17 protein-coding genes are annotated in these 22,234 nt (G+C 60.0%); 1 reads left to right on the top strand and 16 read right to left on the bottom strand.

What is annotated here, in order from left to right:
• Positions 1 to 202: 202 nt before the first annotated feature.
• The 15 genes from GSQ77_RS12055 to GSQ77_RS11985 all read right to left on the bottom strand — a co-directional run bounded on the left by GSQ77_RS12055 (position 203) and on the right by GSQ77_RS11985 (position 19,209).
• Positions 203 to 1,114: a LysR substrate-binding domain-containing protein gene (locus GSQ77_RS12055; protein WP_158902261.1), complete on the bottom strand. Its 912-nt coding sequence runs from the start codon at positions 1,112 to 1,114 to the stop codon at positions 203 to 205.
• A complete protein-coding gene (locus GSQ77_RS12050; protein ID WP_158902259.1) occupies positions 1,114 to 2,361 on the bottom strand; it encodes an amidohydrolase family protein in 1,248 nt (415 codons plus the stop codon). The genes GSQ77_RS12055 and GSQ77_RS12050 overlap by 1 nt, the downstream gene beginning before the upstream one ends.
• A gap of 124 nt (positions 2,362 to 2,485) precedes the next feature.
• Positions 2,486 to 3,676 (bottom strand): Xaa-Pro peptidase family protein, encoded by a 1,191-nt coding sequence (locus GSQ77_RS12045; RefSeq protein ID WP_158902257.1) that lies wholly within the window; start codon positions 3,674 to 3,676, stop codon positions 2,486 to 2,488.
• 31 nt (positions 3,677 to 3,707) lie between these two features.
• Positions 3,708 to 4,592 (bottom strand): ABC transporter permease, encoded by an 885-nt coding sequence (locus GSQ77_RS12040; RefSeq protein WP_216854883.1) that lies wholly within the window; start codon positions 4,590 to 4,592, stop codon positions 3,708 to 3,710.
• Positions 4,593 to 4,603: 11 nt separating this feature from the next.
• Entirely contained in the window at positions 4,604 to 5,665 is a 1,062-nt protein-coding gene (locus GSQ77_RS12035; protein ID WP_158902255.1) for an extracellular solute-binding protein, read from the bottom strand.
• A 14-nt stretch (positions 5,666 to 5,679) separates the two neighbouring features.
• Positions 5,680 to 6,732 (bottom strand): ABC transporter ATP-binding protein, encoded by a 1,053-nt coding sequence (locus tag GSQ77_RS12030; RefSeq protein WP_158902253.1) that lies wholly within the window; start codon positions 6,730 to 6,732, stop codon positions 5,680 to 5,682.
• 1 nt (position 6,733) lies between these two features.
• Entirely contained in the window at positions 6,734 to 7,594 is an 861-nt protein-coding gene (locus GSQ77_RS12025; RefSeq protein ID WP_158902251.1) for an ABC transporter permease, read from the bottom strand.
• Positions 7,595 to 7,832: 238 nt separating this feature from the next.
• Positions 7,833 to 9,020, bottom strand: a complete 1,188-nt coding sequence (locus tag GSQ77_RS12020; protein ID WP_158902249.1) for a porin — start codon at positions 9,018 to 9,020, stop codon at positions 7,833 to 7,835.
• 203 nt (positions 9,021 to 9,223) lie between these two features.
• Positions 9,224 to 10,870, bottom strand: coding sequence for a histidine ammonia-lyase (gene hutH, locus GSQ77_RS12015; protein ID WP_158902247.1), 1,647 nt, complete (start codon positions 10,868 to 10,870; stop codon positions 9,224 to 9,226).
• Between the two features lie 690 nt (positions 10,871 to 11,560).
• The gene (hutC, locus tag GSQ77_RS12010; protein WP_158902245.1) at positions 11,561 to 12,271 is read right to left on the bottom strand and encodes a histidine utilization repressor; all 711 of its coding nucleotides are present in this window, start codon (positions 12,269 to 12,271) and stop codon (positions 11,561 to 11,563) included.
• Between the two features lie 71 nt (positions 12,272 to 12,342).
• Entirely contained in the window at positions 12,343 to 13,749 is a 1,407-nt protein-coding gene (locus GSQ77_RS12005; RefSeq protein WP_158902243.1) for a formimidoylglutamate deiminase, read from the bottom strand.
• A gap of 18 nt (positions 13,750 to 13,767) precedes the next feature.
• On the bottom strand, positions 13,768 to 14,997 hold the full coding sequence (gene hutI, locus GSQ77_RS12000) for an imidazolonepropionase (protein WP_158902241.1): 1,230 nt from the start codon (positions 14,995 to 14,997) through the stop codon (positions 13,768 to 13,770).
• A gap of 50 nt (positions 14,998 to 15,047) precedes the next feature.
• The gene (gene hutU / locus GSQ77_RS11995) at positions 15,048 to 16,742 is read right to left on the bottom strand and encodes a urocanate hydratase (protein ID WP_158902239.1); all 1,695 of its coding nucleotides are present in this window, start codon (positions 16,740 to 16,742) and stop codon (positions 15,048 to 15,050) included.
• Positions 16,743 to 16,766: 24 nt separating this feature from the next.
• On the bottom strand, positions 16,767 to 17,771 hold the full coding sequence (locus tag GSQ77_RS11990; protein ID WP_216854882.1) for an ornithine cyclodeaminase family protein: 1,005 nt from the start codon (positions 17,769 to 17,771) through the stop codon (positions 16,767 to 16,769).
• A 145-nt stretch (positions 17,772 to 17,916) separates the two neighbouring features.
• On the bottom strand, positions 17,917 to 19,209 hold the full coding sequence (locus GSQ77_RS11985; protein ID WP_158902235.1) for an MFS transporter: 1,293 nt from the start codon (positions 19,207 to 19,209) through the stop codon (positions 17,917 to 17,919).
• A 391-nt stretch (positions 19,210 to 19,600) separates the two neighbouring features.
• On the opposite strand from GSQ77_RS11985, the gene GSQ77_RS11980 reads away from it, so the two are divergent.
• Positions 19,601 to 20,761, top strand: a complete 1,161-nt coding sequence (locus tag GSQ77_RS11980) for a porin (protein WP_158902233.1) — start codon at positions 19,601 to 19,603, stop codon at positions 20,759 to 20,761.
• Positions 20,762 to 20,818: 57 nt separating this feature from the next.
• Here GSQ77_RS11980 and GSQ77_RS11975 read toward each other — a convergent pair whose 3' ends face one another.
• Positions 20,819 to 22,219 (bottom strand): heavy metal sensor histidine kinase, encoded by a 1,401-nt coding sequence (locus GSQ77_RS11975; RefSeq protein ID WP_254067562.1) that lies wholly within the window; start codon positions 22,217 to 22,219, stop codon positions 20,819 to 20,821.
• Positions 22,220 to 22,234 lie beyond the last annotated feature (15 nt).

The following is a 22,234-nucleotide window of genomic DNA, read 5'->3' as shown; positions in this document are numbered from 1 at the left end:
AGAGCATATATAAATTGCCCTATTAAGTCGATAATATTTATGTAATCCGCATTGATTATTTTTATTTATGTGCGAATCGTGCCATTCGATTACATATTATTATCTGAATTCCGCAGTTGAGGTAGCTTGAATATAGACTACTGGGGTGCGGTTTCATTCACCGCCGCATTCATAGATTCATTCGCTTAATCCCAGGATTTAATCACAGCTTCGCATCCACGTCGCGCAACACATCCGCGAGCGTCGCCTCGCAGACCCCGATAAGCGTCTCCACTTGCCGCGTAGCCGCCGGCGTACGCGGTTTAATCCGCAGCGCATGAAATCGGACTGGCGACTCGATTCGACGAAATACAACCCCCGTCGTATCGAGATAATCATAAGCATTAACTGGATGCACTAGGCCGATGCCGACTTTTTCCCGCACCAATGCACAAACATTGATGCCGTACCGGACCACCGCGACCACCTGGGAACTCAGGTCGTGGCTCGCGAACAGCTTGTCGATACCCCAGCGCACCATGGTGGCCGGTTCATAAGCGATCAGCGGTTCACCGTGCAAGTCGGAAAGTGAAATACAACGCTTCTTCGCCAGCTTGTGACCGGCCGGAATGGCACACAGCGAATCGACATTGCAAAATGACATCGCATCGAGCTCCGCGAAATCGCCCGCGTCGGTAACGAACGCCACCGCAAGGGAGCGAGCGACCACCTGATTGCGTATGGCTTCGGATGGTCCGATCGAGAGCGCGATCTGGGTGCCAGGCTCCGCGTGCCGGTAAGCCGCGACAGCCCGGCCAAAGAACCCCAGACTGAAAGACACCACACAGCCGACCCGGACCACCGACGCTTCCGGGTTGCGTAGCCGGACCGCAAACTCGCGAAGGTTGTCTAGACCGGCATAGCGCCGCTCGACTTCTTCGAAGAACGTCAGCGCTTGAGCGGTAGGTTCGAGCCGCCCGCGCTCGCGGTTGAACAGCGTCAGTTTCGTCGAACGTTCCAGCTCGGCGATGAGGCGGCTTATCCCCGGCTGAGAGGTGCCGACCAGTTGGGCCGCCTTCGTCGCGGTACGCGTGAGCATCACCGCGCGAAACGCGTCGATGTGACGGAAATCCATCACGACCGCCCTAGCTCGTTGAAATGAATGTGGCCTTGTTTCATGACAAGCGGAATGTTCTCGCCCTGGCCCAACAGGCAATCGAGCGAGCGCAGCGGATTGCCGTTCACGACCAGCGCATCGGCGTAGGCACCCGGCACGAGGCGCCCGAGACGATCGGTCATGCGCAACACCTCAGCGCCCACGGTGGTGGCACTCGAAATAATTTCCGCGGGGCTCAGGACCTCGGAGCGAATCTTGAACTCGTTGCTTTGCAAGCGGTGGGATTCGCCCAGCAAGTCGCTGCCGAAGCCCATTTTTACGCCTGCTTGCTTGAAGATCTCGAGCGACTGTAATCCGGCCTTATGCACCTCGGCGATTTTTGCAATGCTGTCGGGCGGCAGTCCATACTTCTCGCCTTCGCTGGAAAGCGCATCGTAAGTGACCAGAGTGGGCACGGCATAGGTGCCATGCTTGGCCATCAGGCGCGCCGTCTCCGCGTCCACCAGATTGCCGTGCTCGATGGTGCGGATCCCGCATCTGACCACGCGCTGAATCGCCGCTGGTGTATAGGCATGCGCGAGAACATAGGTCTGCCTCGAATGCGCCTCGGCGACGATGGCGCGGATTTCGTCCTCGGAATATCCGAGCGCACCGACCGGATCGGTCGGCGAAGCGACGCCACCCGATGCCATGATCTTGATCTGGTCAGCGCCCATTTGCAGCTCTTCGCGCACCGCACGCCGCACTTCGTCCACACCGTCCGCCACGCGAGCCAAAGCACCGGCCCTTACGCAACATTGGCAAGGCGACTCGGACGTGATGAAATCGCTGCGTATGCGCCCATCGCCATGGCCGCCGGTCTGGCTAATCGCGCGGCCCGACACGAAGAGCCGCGGCCCTTCGACCAGACCTGCCTCCATGGCAAGCTTCATGGCGTGACCCGCGCCGCCCGCATCGCGCACCGTCGTAAAGCCACGCCGCAACATCGCACGCATGATCGGAACCGCCTTGAGCGTGACCAGCACGTTAGGCATGCGGCTTTGTAACGGCAAGTTCAAACCGATCGCCATCACGTGAGCATGCAGATCGATCAGACCCGGCATCAAGGTCTTGCCTTTCAGATCAATGGTAGTGGCACTGGACTTGATGGGTCGATCCGACACCTCCTTGACCAGGCCTTGTTCGATCAGCACATGATGGCCTTCGAGCAATTCCCCGTGCAGCGGATCGAGCAGCGAAGCGTTGGTGAAAAGAAGCGCATCCATTTTGGCGTACCTCGTTAGGTGTATCGGCGCAATATCGATGGAACAACCGGTGGAGAGACCGGCGAAGTATCCTGCGAACTATCCGGGGGAATATCCCGATGAAATATCGACAGCTAGCAGCGCATCAAGCAATGGTCGCGTGCGCCAGCGTCTTGGGCGTAGTCGTGAGGATTTCCGGAACCTCTCCCACGACGACCGAATCGTCGAGGCGGAACCCGCCCAGGCCAAACACGTATAGACCGGGCTCGGCTGAATACACTTCGTCGGCCCGCAGCGCTCGATGATTGAACGCCATGTCCTCGGGAAATTCGTGGCCGATGACGCCCATGCCGTGCCCCGTCCTGTGCTTGATAAAACTACCGCAGCCGGCATTCTCGATGACCTGCTGCGCGGCAGCGTCGATACCGGAAACCGGGCGTCCGGTCACGGCAGCCTCCAATGCCGCTGCGTTGGCCGCGCGCGCCACTTCGTAATACTTGGCCTGGTCGGAGCTGGGTTTGCCGCAGAACCACGTACGCTCGTTTTCGATCACGATACCGTTCAGGCGCGGGATGACGATATTGACCAAACCATCCCCGGCCTTGATCCGTGCACCGCACGAAGCGCCATCGCCGTGTGGTGAAGCCGACGGCGGCCCCGACAAGGTCCAGCAACGCAACACTTCAAGGTTCTCGCCGGGAAAACGCCGGGCGCCCTCCTCGACCATCGCACTCGCCATTTGAAAGTCCAGCTCCTGGACCAGCCGATCGGGCCGGATGTTCTCGCGGTAACGATCCTGCACCCAGTCGGACAAACTCGCGGCTGCCCGCATAACGACTAGCTCCTCCTGCGTCTTGACCCAACGCAACTCACGCACTTCTGCTGTCAGCGAAATCAGCTTCAGCTCGGGCAACAGCGTCGCGGCCCGGCCGAGCGGCCCGCTTGCCGCATCGATCCCGATGCGCGATCGGGCGAGCCCGGCCTGCTTGAGCCGCTCGGCAATCAACTCCGGCACCTGCGCCAACAGCGGCTGGCGATCGGAGGTCTTGGGATGCTCCGCATAAAACGACACATCCTCCAGCCATACCGATAGCCGCTCGCGCGCAAAACGCATGTGGTTGGTCGACAGCTCGTTCATCACCGCGAACGGCTCACCCGACGCGGGAATGCATACGGCGATAGGACGCTCCCAGGTTTGGACGTCCACGTGGAAATTAGTCGCCCACTGGAAAAAATCGGCCGTGGTAAAAATCAGTGCGTCGACTCGCGTGTGCGCCATCAACTCGCGCATTTTGGTCAGACGAATATCCCGGGTCTTATAGGTCAGCGTAGGCATGCGATTCTCCTTGGATGTGTCTATATCCGCGTCACGAACTCATCGTGCGCGTATAGCCTCTTTGAATGATTTTGTTGGACGCCACGGCCGCCGCCAAAGTCACGATCATCAGGATGATGGACAGCGCGGAGCCGAACGGCCAGTTGGACGCTTTGGCAATCTGATCGTAGATGGCCGGCGCCATCATCGTGATGCCGGTGCCGCCGAGCAATACCGGCGTGGCATAAGCGTTCATGCACAGGATGAACACCAACATGGTGCCGGCGGCGATGCCGGGCGCCGCCATCGGCAACACCACGTGACGAAATGTCTGGAGCAGATTTGCGCCCAGGTTCCGCGCGGCTTCCTCCACCGAAAGATCGAGCCCCTCCATCACGCTTTGCAGCGTCAGCACCATGTACGGAAGCACTACGCCCGTCGTGCCCAACACGACAGCCAGCGGCGTATAGAGCAAGCGCACCGGCTCGGTGGCCAGCCCGACCCGGATCAGGATCGCGTTGACGAATCCGGCATCGCCCAGGATCGTCATCCAGCCTGCGGCGCGCACGACGTTGCCGACCAGCAAGGGGAACACCAGCAAAATAATGAAGATGCTCTTGAAGCGGCTTTGCGATTTCGCGAGGACATACGCCACGGGAAAACCCAGCACCAGGGCGAGCACGGTACACAGCAGGGAAATCTTGATTGTGGTGGCGAGCACGGCCAGGTAGTACGGGTCGCTGAAGAACTTCTCATAGTTCTCGAGCGTGAATGCCGAGCGCATCAGATCGGTGACATCGAAACGGTTCAAGCTGTATCTGAGCAATTGCAATGCGGGCAGCGCGATCACGAGAAAGATCACGATGCTCGCCGGCGCGACCATCAGCGGGCCGAGGCCACGCCGCACCGCATGGCCGCGCTCGGGCGATGCCTTCATGACACTGGATTTCACAGACCGACCTTGAAGTCTTTGGTCCAGTAGTCGAGGAATGCCGGTCTTTGCTCGACAAACGTCTGATAGTCCGCCTGCACAAACTTCTTGAGCTGGGCATCGGTAAAACCCACGCTGCTCTGAAGGTCAGGCGGCAATTGCACATTCCTCACCGTGGGCGCATAGCCCATGGTGGCGGCGAACCCTGCTTGCGCGCGCGGGTCGAGCATGGCGTTGAGATAATTGAAGCCGCATGGTTTGTTCTGACTGTTCTTCATCACCGCAGCCTCGAACACGGCCGGCAACGCGCCTTCGGTCGGAAACGCGAACTCGACCGGTACGCCCGCTTTTTTCCATTGCAAGGCCCGCGCCTTCCACATGCACGTCATCCACACATCGCCGTTCTTCAATGCGGCCGCAAGCGCCTCATTGGACGGATAGACCTTAGGCTGCTTTTTCTTGAGCTCGCGCAGGAATTTCGTACCGGCCGCAAACCCGGCTTTATGGTCGCCGGCAGCCAGGCTGGCTGTCATGCCGACATAGGCGTAGAGAATATCCGACAGACCGACGCGGCCTTTCAGGCGCGGATCCAGGGCCAAATTGAACGAGTCCGGCGCTTGCGTAATCTTGGTCGGGTTGTACACGATCACCATGGCGCTGAAGATATGCGGGATCGCGTAAGGTTTGCGGAACTGCTCCATCGTATTGGCGTTGTTGGGCACCATGGACGCATCCACCGGTTGCAGCACATCGGCACGACTCATGTCGAACATATCGGTGTCGACTAGGCAACTCACATCCATCGATCCGCGCCGCGACGTTTTTTCCGCGCGCATCTTCGTCATGCGCGAGACCTGGTCGGCCGTGGCGTAGGTGACGTTACCGCCGGCCGCCTTGATGATAGGTTCACCAATGTTCTTTTCAAGCAGGGTTTCATAGTCTCCGCCCCATGTGCCCACGATCACGTCCGGGCAACTGGCGGCCGCTCTCGCGGTGATGGCGCCCATCCCCAGCGCCGGTACAAGCAGCAATCCCGACGTGGTCTTGAGAAACGTGCGGCGGTCATGGCGGTGATTCATTTTTTACACCTCTTCTAGTTAAAAAAGACGCAATCGTTCTTGGTGAATGTGGCGAACGCGCGTGCCCCCGGGGCGCTCGGGTGCACATGCGCGCGAGCGTTGTTCTGGACGTGACACAACAACACTTCGCCGTTGTCCGTGACGGCGCGCACCTCCAGTGTCGAACCCTTGTAGACCGCAGAGGAAATCGTCACAGGCAAGCTGCCTTCGCCAGACAAGGGCTGATGCGTGAGACTGATGCGTTCGGGGCGCAGGCCGATGGCGTTGGTGGCGCTATCGTCGAGCAGCACGCCCAGCGTCGTGCCACGCCGGGTGGCAAAGCGCCCGTCGGCACCGACCGCACCCTCAAGGAAATTCATCTGGCCGAGGAAGTCGGCGACGAAGCGATTGGTCGGGCGCTCATAAAGTTCTGCTGCCGTGCCGATTTGCTGCACACAGCCGTCATGCATGACGGCCAAGCGGTCCGAAATCGTCAGCGCTTCTTCCTGGTCATGCGTGACAAAAATCGTCGTGAGGCCCAGCTCCTGCTGAAGCGCGCGAATTTCCTCGCGCACTTCCACGCGCAGCTTGGCATCGAGATTGGACAGCGGCTCGTCGAGCAGGAAAACTTCCGGTCGTATCGCGAGCGCGCGGGCAATCGCGACACGTTGCTGTTGGCCGCCCGAAAGCTGGCGCGGATAGCGGTCCTTGAGCGTATGCATGCGCACCATCTCGAGCACTTGCTTGAGTCGGGCGTCGCGTTCCAGCGCCGAGAACTTATGCATATCCAGCCCGAACGCAACGTTCTGCGCCACGGTCATATGCGGGAATAGCGCGTAGCGCTGGAAGACCATGCCGGTGTTGCGGCGATGCGGCGCGACGTAGGTGACGTCTTTGCCGCCGATGAAGATCGATCCTGCAGTGGGCTCCACAAAGCCGGCGATCATGCGCAGCGTGGTGGTTTTTCCGCATCCGCTCGGCCCCAGGAACGCCACCAGTTCGCCTTGCGCAATGTCCAGCGAGAAGTCCGCGACCGCGACCGACGAGCCATATTCTTTGCGCAGATTGCGTATCGAGACCTGGCTCATTTCATACCACCTGACTGAGTTTGACAAAGCGATCGGTGATCAGCATCACGATCCCGAGCAGCACGATCTGCGCAGCGGACACCGCTGCGATGGTCGGATCGAGATTGAATTCGAGGTACTGCATGATGGCGATGGGCAAGGTGGTGTGCCCCGGGCCTACCAGGGGAAGCGTCACCTCCAGGTTCTCGAACGAGACGATGAAACTGAACAACGCGGACGCCACGATCGAGGGCCGCAGCATCGGCAAGGTGATGCGCCAGAAGGTCTTGAGCGAGGATGCGCCGAGATTGCGCGCCGCCTCTTCGATCGTCGTGTCCAGAGAGCCGATGCTGGCGCAGACCAATCGCATGGTCCACGGAATCGTCAGGCAAACGTGCGCCGCGATAAGCCCGCCGTACGTGCCCACGATATCGATGTCGAGGATATTTTCAGCGCGCAGGTAAAAGAGGTAGATCGCGATGCCGGCGACGATGCCGGGCACTACCAGTGGCGACATGAGCAAGCCGTTGATCGCTGCAGCGCCGCGAAAGCGATTGCGCACGATGCCCAGCGAAGCCGCCACTCCGAGTATGACGCTGATAAATGCTGCGACGACCGCGACCTTGAAGCTCAGCGCAAACCCCGATGCGAACGATTCGTTCTCGAACGCTTGTCGATACCAATGTAAGGTGTAGCCTGAGGGTGGGAAAGAGGGAATCGCATCGGCGAAAAAGCTCAGCCACACGACAAAGATCAACGGCGAAAGCATGAAGAAATAAACGAGCACAACGAACACGCGCGCGCTCACCGCCCACCAGGACACGCGTGCGCGCCGCCGCCGGCCGGGCGCATGCTCGAGTTCAAGTTCGGACGCCGTGTTCATCGCGAGATGTACCTTGTCAGCCTGGCAGAGCCTGGCGGAAAGCCAACCGCAAGCTCGATGACAGGTATTCGTTTTTGAATAACAACCGATGCAGCGATTCAGACTAGCACGGACAAAATCTTTTTGGGATGACTTGGCTGACTTTTTTGAGGGTGTTGATCCGGCAGGTTTGTGCGGACAAAAAAAAGGCGCCGTGGCGCCTTCCTTCCCTGCTTCGTTTCCTACATCACACAGCGCGTCAGAATCTGTGACGCAAGGCGACGCGCACCAACGCCTGGCTATTGTTCGACGAATCCCCGATACCGCCGATGTTGGCAACTGCGGCAGTCCCGGTCGAGCTGGTTCCTGCGGCGCGTTGAATTGCAGCAGTGATGTAGGCGTCCGTGCGCTTGGATATGAAATAGTCAGCCAATACGGAAACTTGGTTGTAGTGCTGGTCGCCCACGTTCTTGCCGCCCGAGGTCAGGTTGGCGCCCTTGGTGTAGTTGTATGCGATGCCGGCAAAGAACACCGGCGTGAACTGCCAGCGCAGGCCCGCTTCAAGGTCGTTGAAGCTGGCGGTGGCGCCGCCCAGCGCACCGATGTTGGTGTAGCGCGTATTGGAATAGGTCAGGCCGACCATGGCCGGTCCGATCGCATAGGTGCCGCCGGCTGCGGCGACCTGATAGGTGGCGGCGGTCACGTAGTTGCTGTTCAACGCACCGCTAAGTGAAGTCGAACCGCTCACGTTGTCGGTGAACAGACCCGTGCTGGGTCCCGTGCCCGTCGGGTTCTTGAAGTAGTTGAAGCCGGCGCCCAAGGTAACCGGTCCGTTCGCGTAGCTCGCGCCCAGCGAATAGCCGCCGTCGCCGCTCACGTTACCCGGCTGACCGCCCAGGCTCACTTCACCGCCCAAGGTCACCCCGTGGATGTTCGGGCTCGTGTACTTGATGCTGTTGTTGACGCGTAGCGTGTTGACCAGGTTGTCCAGGTCCAGCGGATGACCGAAGGTCGTGGAACCGCCGATGTACCCGGTACTCGTGACCGGCTGCACGTAGGCCACCACCAGGTCGTACTGGCGGCCCAGCGTCACGGCGCCGTAACGATCGCTGCTCAAGCCGACATAAGCATCGCGGCCGAACGGCGTGCCGCCCTGGCCGAAATTGCCGGTATTCAGGTTCACGCCCGCCTGCAAATCGAACACTGCCTTAAGACCGCCGCCTAGATCCTCGGAACCACGCAGGCCCCAGCGGCTGCCGTTCAAACCGTTGATCGAATCCACCGTGAGCTGGCGTCCACCGACGTTGGTACCGTTCACGACATTTTTCGAATTGGTGTTGAACTGCACACCTTCGTCGATGATGCCGTACAACGTGACGCTGCTTTGCGCGTGTGCTGCGACTGAAAAGGTGCTTGCGAGAGCGCTTATCAAAAGAAGTTTTTTCATTTGGATAAATTTCCGAATATGCGTCGAATGGATCATCTTTTTATAAAAAGCATCGCGCCGATACGAACCTGCGAGCGCTTGGGGCGCACGAAGGCCTCACAGGCGTGATGCGCTTGCGATTTACTACGGGGTTTCACACGGGGCGCATGCACACGCCGATGTCGCAACTACAGCGAGCGTGGCGCGTGCATACCTGATACGGGTCAGTCCGAGTATTGCTTGAGCAAGCTCGCCGCGGCTCTGAATTCCGGCGTGAACGGGCGGTCTTCGTCGCGGAACGGCACGACTTGGCGCAACGCCGTGAGCAGCTTTTGCGTAGCAGGAGACAGCGTGAAGCCACCCGCTTTCTGCTTGCGCAGATCGACTGCTTGCGCGGCAGAAATCAGCTCGATGCCGAATAATTCGTAGCAGTTATCGATCTGCTTTTGCACGCGCATGATCGCCTCCGGTGCATTGGTCGCGATATCCTCGATATCGCCGGCAACCGGCAGATAGTCAAGAGACACCGGCATCGCTAACTCCTTGTTTTGCGCAGCCAGCATCATCGGCGGCTTTTCCATCGCACCGAATGCATGCAGCGTGTGATCGGTGCCGAGGAAGCGGCTCAGGTGCGTAAAGCGCGGGTCGTTCATCTTCACGATGCGCTGTGCTGACGCGAGCGAATTTTGTGCGAGCGCGACACCGGTTTCCTGGAACGACAGCACCCAAGGCAACGGTTCGAAATTCGCGCTTGGCAGTACCGCGCCGCCCTCGCCGTTGGCAGGCGTCAGGTAACTGCGCTTGGCCTGCCAAAGATCCGATTTGGGTTTAACGCCGATGGCGACGCCCGGATTGTCGTCGGACGAATTGAGCTGGATGTCGATCAGGCGCAGCGATTCGTCGTAACTGCGATCGATCTCGGCCAGCAGATAAGGCGCATCGCGAAAGCTCAGCGGATCTTGCAACGCGCGGTCGTCGTCACGTTGCCACAGGCTGCTGCCCACGAGCAGCGAACGCAGCGTGGCGCCCGTGCGCACTACGTAGGCAAAGGGATGCAATGCGAGCGTATCTTCGAGGAACGGCGAAACGTTGCCGTTCAAGCCCTGCAAGCTCATCGCATACACGAGCTTCGCAACGCGGCTCAACTGCGAGAGGTCGGCCAGCGCCAATGCAGCCATGCCGGTGGCATAAGCGTTCGAGCTGAGAATCCCGAGCGCATCCTTGCCGTACGGCCGGATGGGTTGTATGCCGGCCGCTTGCAGCGCCTGCGCTGCAGGCATCTTGATGCCGTGATAATACGCATCGCCCTCGCCCATCATCGCCAAGCCGATATGGCTCAGGATCGTGATGTCGGCCTCGCCCATCGAGCCATCGGCCGGCATCGCCGGTGTCACGCCCAGGTTCAAGAACTGGACGTATTTCTCCGCGACCGCGGGCTGTACGCCCGAAGCGCCGACCAGCATTTCGTTCAGGCGGGTCGCCATTGCAGCGCGGGCGGTACGGATATCCGTGTCGGGGCCGACGCCGGCAGAATGGGCGCGCAGCAGCGCCGCGTTAAAGCGCATCGAGGCTTCGATGACATCGGGTGTCAGCTTGCCATGCACGTCGACCATTTGCCGATCTTTGTTCAGCCCGACGCCGACCGTCAGGCCGTAAATGCGCTGCCCTTCTGCGGCGGCTTCAAGGATGAGATCGTGCCCTTGTGCAACACGGGCGCTTGCAGCGTGCGTCACTTGCACGTCTTCGCCCTGGGCTATCCGGGCAATCGCTTCAGGGGTCGCGGACTTGCCGTCGAGCACCACCGTTGCCTGGCATGCGAGCGCGGGAATCAACAACAGCATCCCGGCTACACATCTGATTGAACCTAACATTGGAAATCCTTGTTGGGAAAACTCTCCGATTGGTCTGCGGCGGCCGTTCCACGAGCACGCCACGCTATGCCGACTGTGATGTCGTGAATGAATCGTAATGTATATACTAATTGCAAGCAAGATTTCAAAAATGTGTTGTTGGCAAAGACCCGGTTAGTCGTTTAAAGGACGTTCCCGTGTGCTGAGAATTTGAATATTCCCCTTTGTTTATGAGCATGTCGAGGTAATGATGAGGGGCACTGCGAGGAGATTTGCCAGGGTGCTTGATCAAACCTTTTTATATGTATAGACAAATGATTTTGATCGTTGCGTGGGATGACATTTCTCCCTGACAAGGAAGCCCCATCGACATCAATTACGCCCCGACTCGCTGAGGTGAGGCAATGGAGGCCACGCGGCGGGAACCGGTAGAAGACTTGCGCATGAAGAATGCGCCGGAACATGATGCCGGGATTCATGGCGAGCGCGCAGCAGCGCTACCCGGCTAATGCCTGCGGGCGAGATAGGACGAAATGCGCCATGCAGCGCAACTGCTTAGGCAGATGGAGGTAGTGGAAAGTAACGTAGGTGTAAAAAAAACGGACAAACAACACCGCTGCACACCGAGACGCTTGCCGCATCAAACGGATAGCGACGCCGTCAGGCTTACCGAATACATCATACGATGTCGCTCGGCACAGCCAAGCTGCATCAGAATTTGCCGCTTAACTGATAGCGGCTACCGGGGTGCCACAACAGCACATCGGTGGCGATTTTTCCCCGCACCAAAGTGCGTCGATGCAGCACCAGGCACGGCTCCCCGATTGGCATGCGCAGCGCCTGCCGTGCTGGGGCACTCGCTTGGCGCGCAGTGATCCAATACTCGACGCCTTGCGCTGGAGCCACACTCGTCATGTACTCGTTGGGCGTGATGGCCTGGAAATCCTGTTCGAGATACTCTGGAAACAATTGCCCATTGACATGCCTGTCCTCGAATTGAATCGGCACCTTGTTTTCATAGTGCACGATGCGCGAATGGAACGCGATGCCGCCTGTGGGCACTTGCAGCGCTTCGAGTATCAGCGGATCCTCGGTGCGTTCGAGCAGCAGCACCTCGCTCGTATGTTGGTCGCCGCGGCTTTTGATCTCTTCGGCAATACTGCGGATTTCGATCAGCGTCGACTGATAACGCATATCGGCCACGAAGGTCCCTGCGCCGCGAATACGCATCAGCACGCGCTCGGTCGCGAGTTCGCGCAGCGCCCGATTCACCGTCATGCGGGACAACCCGAATTCCTGCGCGAGCTTTTGCTCGGAAGGAATCACATCTCCGGCACACCATTGTTCGGACTCGATCTGGCGAAGTACGTAGTCCTTCAACTGCTGATAAGCGGGTGCGGAGGTCGGATTGCTTTTTTTCATCTGCGGAAAGCCACTTCAATTCGGAAAATGAATTGTATAGGCAAATCCGCAGATGGTGTGGCGCCAAACGGCTAATCCCGTAGTGCGGCGAGGGCGGCCTGATAATCGAGCAGAGCCGCCACTTCGCCGCGATGACGCCGCGCCTCGACCACGGTTCTCCCTCCGACCACCACGTCGTAGATCGGCGATTCGCCGTGTTCGCAGAAGACCATGCCGGACAACCAGGATTGCGCGGAATGTGCCGCAATTGCGGGATGATCGGGATCCAACACCAGCCAATCGGCGCGCGCGCCTTGCGCAAGAACGCCCACGGGGCGCCCGGTGGCGAATGCGCCGCCAGTGGTTGCGCCTTCGAACAGCCTTTGCGCGACATCGGGTGAAGCGCCCGATGCGAGCACATTGCGCTGCCGCCGTACTAACCGCTGGCCATATTCAAGCAGCCGGAGTTCCGCTCGCCAGTCGACGGCAATATGGCTGTCAGAGCCGACTCCGAAGCGTCCGTTTGCTTCCAGATATTGCGCCGCGGGGAAAATGCCGTCGCCAAGATTGGCCTCGGTAGTCAGGCACAGGCCGGCCACCGCGCCGCTGCGTGCGAGCGCCGCGACTTCGCCGTCATCGACGTGCGTCGCATGCACCAGGCACCAGCGCGCATCCACATCGAACCGATCCAGCAGCCAACGCACTGGCCGAGCGCCCTGAGTGGCCAGGCACGCGTCGACTTCTGCGGTTTGTTCGGCAATATGGATGTGAATCGGCGCCCCCGGGAAATCGGTATCCAGCCCGTCGAGCAGCGTGCGCAACGATTCAGCCGACACCGCGCGCAATGAATGCGGCGCAACACCATACCGCAATGCCGCGCTTTCCGGCCGCCGTGTCTTAAGCGCAGCCAGCGTTTCGAGCAAGGTGTCCGGGGTGTGAGTAAAGCGCTGCTGCCCGGCACTCGGGGCTTGCGCACCGAAGCCACCGTATTGGTAGAGCACGGGCAACATCGTCATGCCGATGCCAGCCCGTTGCGCGGCATCAACCACACGCTCGGCCATCTCGGCCGGATTCTCGTAGCGGCTGCCGTCGGGTGCGTGGTGCACGTAATGGAATTCACAGACCGACGTGTAGCCCTGCTTGAGCATCTCGATGTATAGCCAATGCGCAATCGCCGCGAGGTGATTCGGAGTGATACGCGCGGCGAACCGGTACATCAGGTCGCGCCAGCTCCAAAAACTGTCGGCGGCACTCGCACGGTACTCGGTCAATCCTGCCATCGCGCGCTGAAATGCATGCGAGTGCAGATTGGGCATACCCGGCATCACCGGGCCGCGAGCCTGTGCGACGCCATGCGGGGCAGCCGTATCGGGTACTACCGCCGTCAGCATGCCGTCGGCATTCCATTCGAGCAAAACGTTGTGGCGCCAACCTTCGGGCAGTCGCGCGTGCGGCGCGAACAAAGCACCGGCAGGGAAATCAGGCAGTGGATCGTTCATCAGTGTCTCGGTAATTCTTCAGTTATCGCGCTTATCGAGTGCAATCTCGCCGTGCCGTACGACCAGATCGCAACGGTCCAGTCCACTCCAGTACGCCAACTCCGCGAGCGTATCGACACGCCAAGCAACAAAATCGGCACGCGAGCCCAGTGCGATTTCACCGCGCACGTCGGCATGACCGAGCGCTTGCGCCGCATGTCGGGTAACGCCGGCCAACACCTCGGCGACCGTCATCCGAAACAGCGTGCATCCCATGTTCAGCATCAACAACAATGAGGTGGTAGGCGATGTGCCGGGATTGCTGTCGGTGGACAAAGCGATCGGCACGCCATGACGGCGCAGGAGATCGAGCGGCGGCAGCTGCTGCTCGCGAATAAAATAGAATGCACCCGGCAGTAGCACGGCCACGGTGCCCGCATCGCGCATCGCAACGACGCCCGCCTCATCGAGAAATTCGAGGTGATCGGCAGACAAGGCCTGGTGCCGCGCGGCAAGCGCCGCACCGCCCATCAGCGACAACTGTTCGGCATGCATTTTGACGGGCAGCCCCAAGCGCTCGGCCGCGATGAACACACGCTCGGCCTGCTCGCAAGAAAATGCGATGCGCTCGCAAAACACGTCGACCGCATCGACCAAGCCGTCATCAACCAGGGCCGGCAACATGCGCTCGCACACCAGCGTAATGTAGTCGTCGGCACGGCCGGCATATTCGGCGGGCAACGCATGAGCGCCCAGGAAAGTCGTCGACACCGTAACCGGCCGCGACTCGCCCAGCCGGCGCGCCACGCGCAGCAACTTGCGCTCGCTATCGAGGTCGAGGCCGTAGCCCGATTTGATTTCGATCGCCGTGACACCCTCTGCGAGCAACGCATCCAGACGCCGTACCGACTGCTCGAACAAGGCATCCTCGCTAGCCGCGCGAGTCGCGCGCACGGTGGATACGATACCGCCACCGCGTTGCGCGATCTCCTCGTAAGTTGCCCCAGCAAGCCGCAAGGCAAACTCCTGCGCGCGATTTCCCGCGTAGACCAGGTGCGTATGACAATCGATCAGACCCGGCGTGACGAGCCGACCGCCAAGATCGTGTACGCACGCCCTATCGTTCGGCACAGGTAAATGCTCGACAGGACCGAACCAGTCGATGCGGCCGTCACGCACCACGATCGCCGCGTTCTCGATGATGTGATCCGGATCCGCCTGAGGGGCCAGGCGGGCGTTGTACCAGACTTTCAAGTTGGATCCCGACATATGGGCTATTCCTAAATCGCGCTCACCGAGGTCACCGCAGGCATGTTTTCTCAGCAGGTTACGAAAGGCAGTTTCAGACCGAACCGCTTTGCGCATTCGATCGCCTGCTCATAACCGGCATCTGCGTGACGCATCACGCCGGAGCCGCAGTCGTTGATCAACACGCGTGCAAGACGCTGTTCGGCCGCATCGCTGCCGTCGGCAACAATCACCATCCCTGCATGCTGCGAGTAGCCCATCCCGACGCCGCCGCCGTGGTGGAAACTAACCCACGTCGCGCCGCCTGCGGTGTTGAGCATGGCGTTCAACAGCGGCCAGTCGGACACCGCATCGGTACCGTCCTTCATGCTTTCGGTTTCGCGGTTCGGGCTTGCGACCGAGCCGGTATCGAGGTGGTCGCGGCCAATCACGATCGGCGCCTTGAGTTCTCCGGTTCGGACCATCTCGTTAAACGCGAGGCCGGCGACGTTGCGCTCACCGAGCCCAAGCCAGCAAATGCGAGCCGGCAAGCCCTGGAAGGCGATCCGGTCGCGCGCCATGTCCAGCCAGCGGATCATCGACTTGTTGTGCGGGAACAGCTCTTTTAGCTTGGCGTCTGTCTTGTAGATATCCTCGGGGTCGCCCGATAGCGCGACCCAGCGGAACGGCCCCTTTCCTTCGCAGAACAATGGCCGGATGTACGCCGGCACGAACCCGGGAAAATCGAACGCGTTGGCAACGCCATCGTCATGCGCAACCTGACGCAGATTGTTGCCATAGTCGACCGTCGGAATACCCATCGCGTGGAACTCGAGCATTGCGCGCACGTGCTGTGCGCAGGAGCGTTGCGCCGCTGCCTTCAACTCGGCGTGCGCCGCCGGGTCGGCCGCCGCCGCACGCCATTGCTCGAGCGACCAGCCGATGGGCAAGTAACCGTTGATCAAATCGTGCGACGAGGTTTGGTCTGTCACGAGGTCAGGCTTGATGCCGCCATCGGCCTCGCTGAGTTTGGCGCGCCGCGCGAGCTCGGGCACCACGTCCGCCGCGTTCCCCAGTAGGCCGATCGATATCGCTTCGCCACGCGCCGTATGCTCGCGGATCAGCTCGATTGCGTGATCGAGGTCCTTCGCCTGCTTGTCGAGGTAGCGCGTGCGCAACCTGAAGTCGATGCGTGTCTGGTCGCACTCGATGTTCAGCGACACCGCGCCTGCCAGCGTCGCCGCCAGCGGTTGAGCGCCACCCATGCCGCCCAAGCCCGCCGTGAGTATCCAGCGGCCCTTCCAGTCGCCGCCGAAATGCTGCCGGGCTGCCTCGACGAACGTTTCATACGTACCCTGGACGATCCCCTGGCTGCCGATGTAGATCCAGCTGCCGGCTGTCATCTGGCCGTACATGAACAGGCCCTTCTGATCGAGTTCGTTGAAGTGTTCCCAGGTTGCCCAGCGCGGTACCAAGTTCGAGTTGGCGATCAGCACGCGCGGTGCATCCTTGTGCGTCTTGAACACACCGACCGGCTTGCCCGATTGCACGAGCAGGCTTTCATCGTCTTCGAGATCCACGAGGCTGCTCAGGATCTTGTCGAACGAAGCCCAGTTACGCGCCGCGCGGCCGATACCGCCATAGACAACCAGCTTGTCCGGGTTTTCGGCCACTTCCGGGTCCAGGTTGTTCTGGATCATTCTATAGGCGGCTTCCGTGAGCCAGCTTTTGCAAGTCAGTTGCGTGCCGCGCGGCGCCCTGACGACGCGCGATTGATCGGAGTTCATGCGATGTTTTCCTTCAAGGTAGATTCAGGCAAACCGCAGCGTTTGTCCCAACGACATCGCAGCGGCTTTCTCCAGCATGGCGTGGCCCAGCGAAATGTCGCTCAAGCTCAAGCCGCGATGCCAAAACAAAATGGTTTCCTGGTCGTTCTCGCGGCCGGCCTTTTTGCCGGCGACGATCTGCCCCAGTTCGGCGTGCAGATTTTCTTCGGTGATCTTGTCGAGGTCGACGTGGCGGCGCAATGCGCCGAATGGCAGCCCTTTGCGGCACTGCCCCCAGTCGTCCACCACGACCTTGCTCATGATGTCGGTGAGCGACAGTTCGACCGCACTCATCGTCCCGTAGGGCATCACCAGCGCGCCCGGTTTGATCCATTCGGTCTTGAGTAGCGGCTGCGGCTCGGGCAGCCGCGACGCTTCGACGACGATATCGGCATCGCGCACGCAGGCTTCCCAACTATCGACCGCCAGCACCGGCTTGCCCAAGTCGTCGGACAGACGCTTGGCAAACGCCGCCTGGCTTTCCGGCCGCTTCGAATGCACGCGGATTTCGTCGAAATCGTAAATATGATTGAGCAGCCGCACATTCCAGTACGACGTGCCGCGCGCGCCGATATGGCCGAGAATCTTGCTGTTCTTGCGTGCCAGATGCTTGCCGCCGAGCGCGGTAATGGCGCCGGTGCGCATGTCGGTAATCGAGGTGGCGTCGAGTATGGCTTTGGGCACACCCGTCTTCGGGTCGAACAGGTTGAGCAAGGCAAGCTCGGACGGCAAACCCACTTTGTAGTTATTGACGAAGTCGCCCACCACCTTGACACCCGCGAGCCCCAGCGGATGAACAACGCCTCGCAGCACGTTGAAGTGGCCCAGCGACGAGTCCTCAGGGATCAGGTGCACGCGCGGCTCGATAACGGTCTCGCCGTTGCCTTGCGCTTTGAGCCCTTGTTCGACGGCACTGAGAATTTCGTCATTGGTCAGTTCGAGACGCTCGATATCCGGACCATTTAAATAGGTGAAGTGAATGGGTTGCACTTTGATGAGTCTCCCGTAACGATGAATGACGGCACGAGTTTTTTCTGTTGCTCGTGCCGCTTGCTGCATGTTTGTTTTTGCCTCGCGGCGTGTTCGTTCCGCCCCGCGGCGTGTTTCCGATTCGTTGGCTGTTTGTGCTGTCTGGTCAGGGTGTGGGCTTTTCCGTCATACCTGCGTACCCGGAAAAATCGACGCGGCGAAATCGCTTCAGGTCGGATTCCGGATCGATCAAGACCGCCGCAGCGATGCCCAGCAATGCGACGAAAATGCCCGCGCACAGATACCCGGTCTGGAAACCATGCTGCGGATCACTGCCGACATCGACGATCAGCCCCATGGCGATCGGCGCGAAAAGCCCTGCAATCGTATGAATCGAATTCGTTACGCCCAGTGATGCACCGCGTTGCGCGGCAGGCGAGATTTCGCCTATCAGGGTCGAGCCCAACGTGAAGATAACGCTACCGATCGAGAAGCTGAGCCCGATCAAGAGAATCTTGAACACCCCCATCTCCACGAACGGCATGCTGGCCATCGAGACGCCGGCGATCATCACGCATGCGCAGCCGAGGATGCCGCGCGAAACCCTGCTTGAAAACCCGCGTCGAGACAAATGTTGGGAGAGAAACGCGCAGCACGGCGCGAGCACGATCTGCATGATGGAAGGCAGCACGATCACCCAGGCAGCAACGGAGGGTGCCATATGCAGAGCCTTGATCAGATAGTTTGCTAGCCAGACAATATTGAGCGCGATGACCCAATATGCCGCGAAGCCGCCGATATATACGCCGATGGCGGTACGCGAAAGCAGCAGCGCACGATAAGGAATCTGGCGCGCCCCGGCATCGCGCGTCTTAGACGGTGCATCGAGCGGCCCGTCTTCGGCAACGAAGAACCATACGCAGGCCCACACGAGCCCCACCGCGCCCAGGGCGCCGAACGCCGCATGCCAACTGTAGTGAATGATGATCCACGTAACTAAAGGCGCCACTACGCCCGCGCCAAACGCAGCGCCGCACGCGACCACGCTGGTCGGGACCGCCCGACGTTCGTCTCCGAACCACTTATAGACGGCGTGCAGCGCAATCGGAAAAGCGGGCCCCTCCGCAGCGCCGAGAATGACGCGCGTGCCCAGCAGCAATGCAAAACTGGTCGCCCCCGTCATTGGCAGCAAAGCCAGCGCCCATACGACACCCATGATCAGCATGATGGTCTTGGTGCTGGTTCGATTCGCCACAAAACCGACGACGATGCCCGAGATCGAAAACAACAGGAAGAAGCCGCTGCCGAGCGTGCCGAACTGCGCGTGGCTTAAACCCAGCTCTTTCATGATAGGCACGCTTGATAACCCGATGACCGCCTTGTCCGCGAAATTGATCAACATGAACAAGAACACCAGGGCCACCGTCGTCCAGGCTTTGCGGCTATCGATGAGGGTCATTCGCTACTCCGGATTCACGGGTATGGGGTGGTCGGAACGATCCGAAAGGCGGCGGTGCCATGAGCACCTTGGGTACAAATATTAAACAGATCAAAATTGTATGTCTATACATTTTGAAAATACTTGCCATCTGCCGCACCTCACAAAACAACTGCGAAAATTGGCCTTATTTACGGATAAATATCATATGAATCGGGCTACACAGCCGATATTTTCTCCTAAACCGGCACGCACCGAAAAAAACTCCTCGCTTTAATTTTTCGTTGCAGTTTAAATGTATATACATATAGCATTCCTCTGGTTTTCTCGGCTGACATCCATCAACCGGCTTCTTGCACACGCTCCTGGATCAAGGCGAGCGATGCGGGGTCGACCTACAGAGGGGCTACTTGTGTCATCCATTTCTGATCTGGTGAAATATCTCGCAACTACGGCCGTGTTCACGGCAGCAAGCGGGTACGCACACGCGCAAAGCAGCGTCACGCTGTATGGCATCGTGGATGGCGGCATAACCTACTCGAATAACCAGTCGGGGGGTGCCGCGGTGCAGGCCTCGAGCGGTGGCGAGGGAGGCAGCCGCTGGGGATTGCAAGGCACGGAGGATCTGGGCGGTGGCATGTCCACCGTCTTCAGGCTGGAGAATGGCTTCAACGTCCAGAACGGACAGAACTTGTATAACGGCCGCGAATTCGGCCGGTTGGCTTTTGTCGGGCTCGACACGCATTGGGGCAAGATCACCCTGGGCCGTCAGGACGACGTGATGGGCGACTACCTGGGCGCCTATTCGGGGGCGGTACGATTCTCCGGACCGATGGGGACGCACGCCGGGGACCTGGACGATATTTACATCTCGTACAAGTTGAACAACATCATCAAGTACGCGAGCCCTGTATATAACGGCGTGTCGTTCGGTGGCCTGTATGGGGTAGGCGGTGCGGCGGGTTCATTGGCCACCGACCAACTGTGGGCTCTGGCGGCACGCTACGCCTCGGGTCCAATCTCGGTCAGCGCCGCTTATCACCATATTAACGATCCGGCGGTGACCTATTTCGACGGCGCGGCGGCGGCCCAAGCCGGTACGTCCTTTGTGAACCCGGTCACAAATCCGATCTTCAAGGGCTACAGCTCGGCGACCAGCCTTGATGCCTATGGCGTGGGCGGAAGTTTCACGTTCGGTGAATCGGTCTTGAGTGCCAATATGACCACCACGCAATTCAACAATGTGATCAAGACCGCGAGCACACCCAACGGCGGCGCCAGCCCATCCATTACCAGCATCGAGGCCACTTACTCGCGCCATATTTCAGTGCCCGTCCTCGTAGGGATTTCGGTCGCGTACACCCACGCAGAAGCAGCAAAGTACGGACAGGTCACGTTAGGGAGCGAATATTTCCTCTCCAAGCGCACCAGCCTTTATCTCGTGGGCGCATGGCAACACGCAACGGGGACGGATTCGACCGGACAGGCGGCGGTGGCCAACCTCACCACGATCAGCGCCTCCAGTACGCCGAATCAACTGGCGATGCGCTTCGGCCTGAAAGAAACTTTCTAACGGCGGCGGACGATCATGGGCGATCACGAGTGACCACGCGGGTATGCCCATACAGCACTAGCGCCGTGGGAAATCCAAATGAAACCGGGTAGAGGTCGCATCGCTTTGCACTAAGGCCCTGCCCCCGTGACGTTCCATGATGCTGCGCACGATGGCCAGACCTAGTCCGGTCGAGCCCGACGAATTGCCCCGTGACGAATCGACCCGGTAAAAACGATCGAACAGCTTATCCAGATGTTGTGCGTCGATCGGCTCACCCGGATTAGCGACGGTGACGCGCATGACATCGTCGCGCACCTCGGCGCAGATGTCGATCACGCTGCCAGCCGGCGTGTAGCGCAAGGCATTCGCTAACAGATTGCTGATCGCCCGGCGGAACAACTCGAGGTCCGCGACCCAATTCCCCTGTGCCCGCACCTGAACGACGACGCTCGCGTCGTCGGCAATGCCTTCGAAATACTCCGCGATCTTGGCCAACTCTGCCCGCACATCGAATTGCCCGGCTCCCGTAACGAAGCCGGGATGCTCGGCCCGCGCCAAAAACAGGACATTCTCGATCATCCGCGAGACGCGCTCGCACTCTTCCAGATTGGAGGCCAACAGCGCTTGGTATTCTTCGGGCGAGCGCGTTCGCGCCAGCGCCACTTCGCTGGCGCCACGCATATTGCTCACCGGCGTGCGCAGATCATGCGCCAGATCGGCAGTAAATTGCGAAAGGCGTGCGATGCTGTTTTGCAGCCGCTCCAGCATCGCGTTGAACGATTGCACCATGGGCACGAGTTCGCTGGGCACGCTTGCCAAGGCAATGCGTGTGTCGAGACGGTCGACGGTAATCTGCGCCGCGCTACGCGCGATCTCGCGCACCGGCCGCAAGGAAGTACGCACCAGCGCGTAGCTGAGCAAGAAGGCAATCAGCGCGCCTCCCACCCCGGTTGCATAAATGGTGGTGCGGTATTGGGCCAGCAGCCTCGCGCGATCGGTCATATCGCGCGCGACTACGAAGTTGACCGTGTTGCCGTCCACTAGCGTCGCGCCAGTCGATACGCCGCGCAGGGTTTCTCCGCGCGAGCCCTGCCATTGCCGCACGTCGGCTTCGGTAATCCGTGCGGTTGGCCGCACAGGCACGCCGACCGTCAACTCAAGATGGTCGGGATTACGTTCGAGCAGCGTGTGCCCTTCCAGATCCTGCACGCTCATTGCGAACGCAGTGTTACCGAGTACCAGGCTCTCGAGCCGTTCCTCATGCTCGGCGATCTCCTTGGGCGCAACGATGTCGGCGGATAGGCGTCGGAAATGTCGCGCCGCGAGCACGATGTCCAGGTCGTCCTGCGCGGCGATGCGATGCGCGAGCGCGTGATACAACACATAGGCGCTGGCGCCGAAAACGAGCAGCGAGATGATCGCGAAGGTAGCCGCCAGCTTGCGGGTCAAGGAACCGCTGCCGATTGGGCTGCTCATGGTACTGCTGTCAGG

The sequence above is a fragment of the Burkholderia sp. L27(2015) genome (assembly GCF_009765705.1).
GTDB lineage: Bacteria > Pseudomonadota > Gammaproteobacteria > Burkholderiales > Burkholderiaceae > LMUX01.
This window is presented reverse-complemented; position numbering and strand designations above follow the sequence as displayed.

What these genes read in the sequence shown, in the direction of transcription:
- GSQ77_RS12055 (WP_158902261.1), bottom strand. Translation starts at nt 1,114, where the DNA reads ATGGATTTCCGTCACATCGACGCGTTTCGCGCGGTGATGCTCACGCGT.
- GSQ77_RS12050 (WP_158902259.1), bottom strand. Translation starts at nt 2,361, where the DNA reads ATGGATGCGCTTCTTTTCACCAACGCTTCGCTGCTCGATCCGCTGCAC.
- GSQ77_RS12045 (WP_158902257.1), bottom strand. Translation starts at nt 3,676, where the DNA reads ATGCCTACGCTGACCTATAAGACCCGGGATATTCGTCTGACCAAAATG.
- GSQ77_RS12040 (WP_216854883.1), bottom strand. Translation starts at nt 4,592, where the DNA reads ATGAAGGCATCGCCCGAGCGCGGCCATGCGGTGCGGCGTGGCCTCGGC.
- GSQ77_RS12035 (WP_158902255.1), bottom strand. Translation starts at nt 5,665, where the DNA reads ATGAATCACCGCCATGACCGCCGCACGTTTCTCAAGACCACGTCGGGA.
- GSQ77_RS12030 (WP_158902253.1), bottom strand. Translation starts at nt 6,732, where the DNA reads ATGAGCCAGGTCTCGATACGCAATCTGCGCAAAGAATATGGCTCGTCG.
- GSQ77_RS12025 (WP_158902251.1), bottom strand. Translation starts at nt 7,594, where the DNA reads ATGAACACGGCGTCCGAACTTGAACTCGAGCATGCGCCCGGCCGGCGG.
- GSQ77_RS12020 (WP_158902249.1), bottom strand. Translation starts at nt 9,020, where the DNA reads ATGAAAAAACTTCTTTTGATAAGCGCTCTCGCAAGCACCTTTTCAGTC.
- hutH (WP_158902247.1), bottom strand. Translation starts at nt 10,870, where the DNA reads ATGTTAGGTTCAATCAGATGTGTAGCCGGGATGCTGTTGTTGATTCCC.
- hutC (WP_158902245.1), bottom strand. Translation starts at nt 12,271, where the DNA reads ATGAAAAAAAGCAATCCGACCTCCGCACCCGCTTATCAGCAGTTGAAG.
- GSQ77_RS12005 (WP_158902243.1), bottom strand. Translation starts at nt 13,749, where the DNA reads ATGAACGATCCACTGCCTGATTTCCCTGCCGGTGCTTTGTTCGCGCCG.
- hutI (WP_158902241.1), bottom strand. Translation starts at nt 14,997, where the DNA reads ATGTCGGGATCCAACTTGAAAGTCTGGTACAACGCCCGCCTGGCCCCT.
- hutU (WP_158902239.1), bottom strand. Translation starts at nt 16,742, where the DNA reads ATGAACTCCGATCAATCGCGCGTCGTCAGGGCGCCGCGCGGCACGCAA.
- GSQ77_RS11985 (WP_158902235.1), bottom strand. Translation starts at nt 19,209, where the DNA reads ATGACCCTCATCGATAGCCGCAAAGCCTGGACGACGGTGGCCCTGGTG.
- GSQ77_RS11975 (WP_254067562.1), bottom strand. Translation starts at nt 22,219, where the DNA reads ATGAGCAGCCCAATCGGCAGCGGTTCCTTGACCCGCAAGCTGGCGGCT.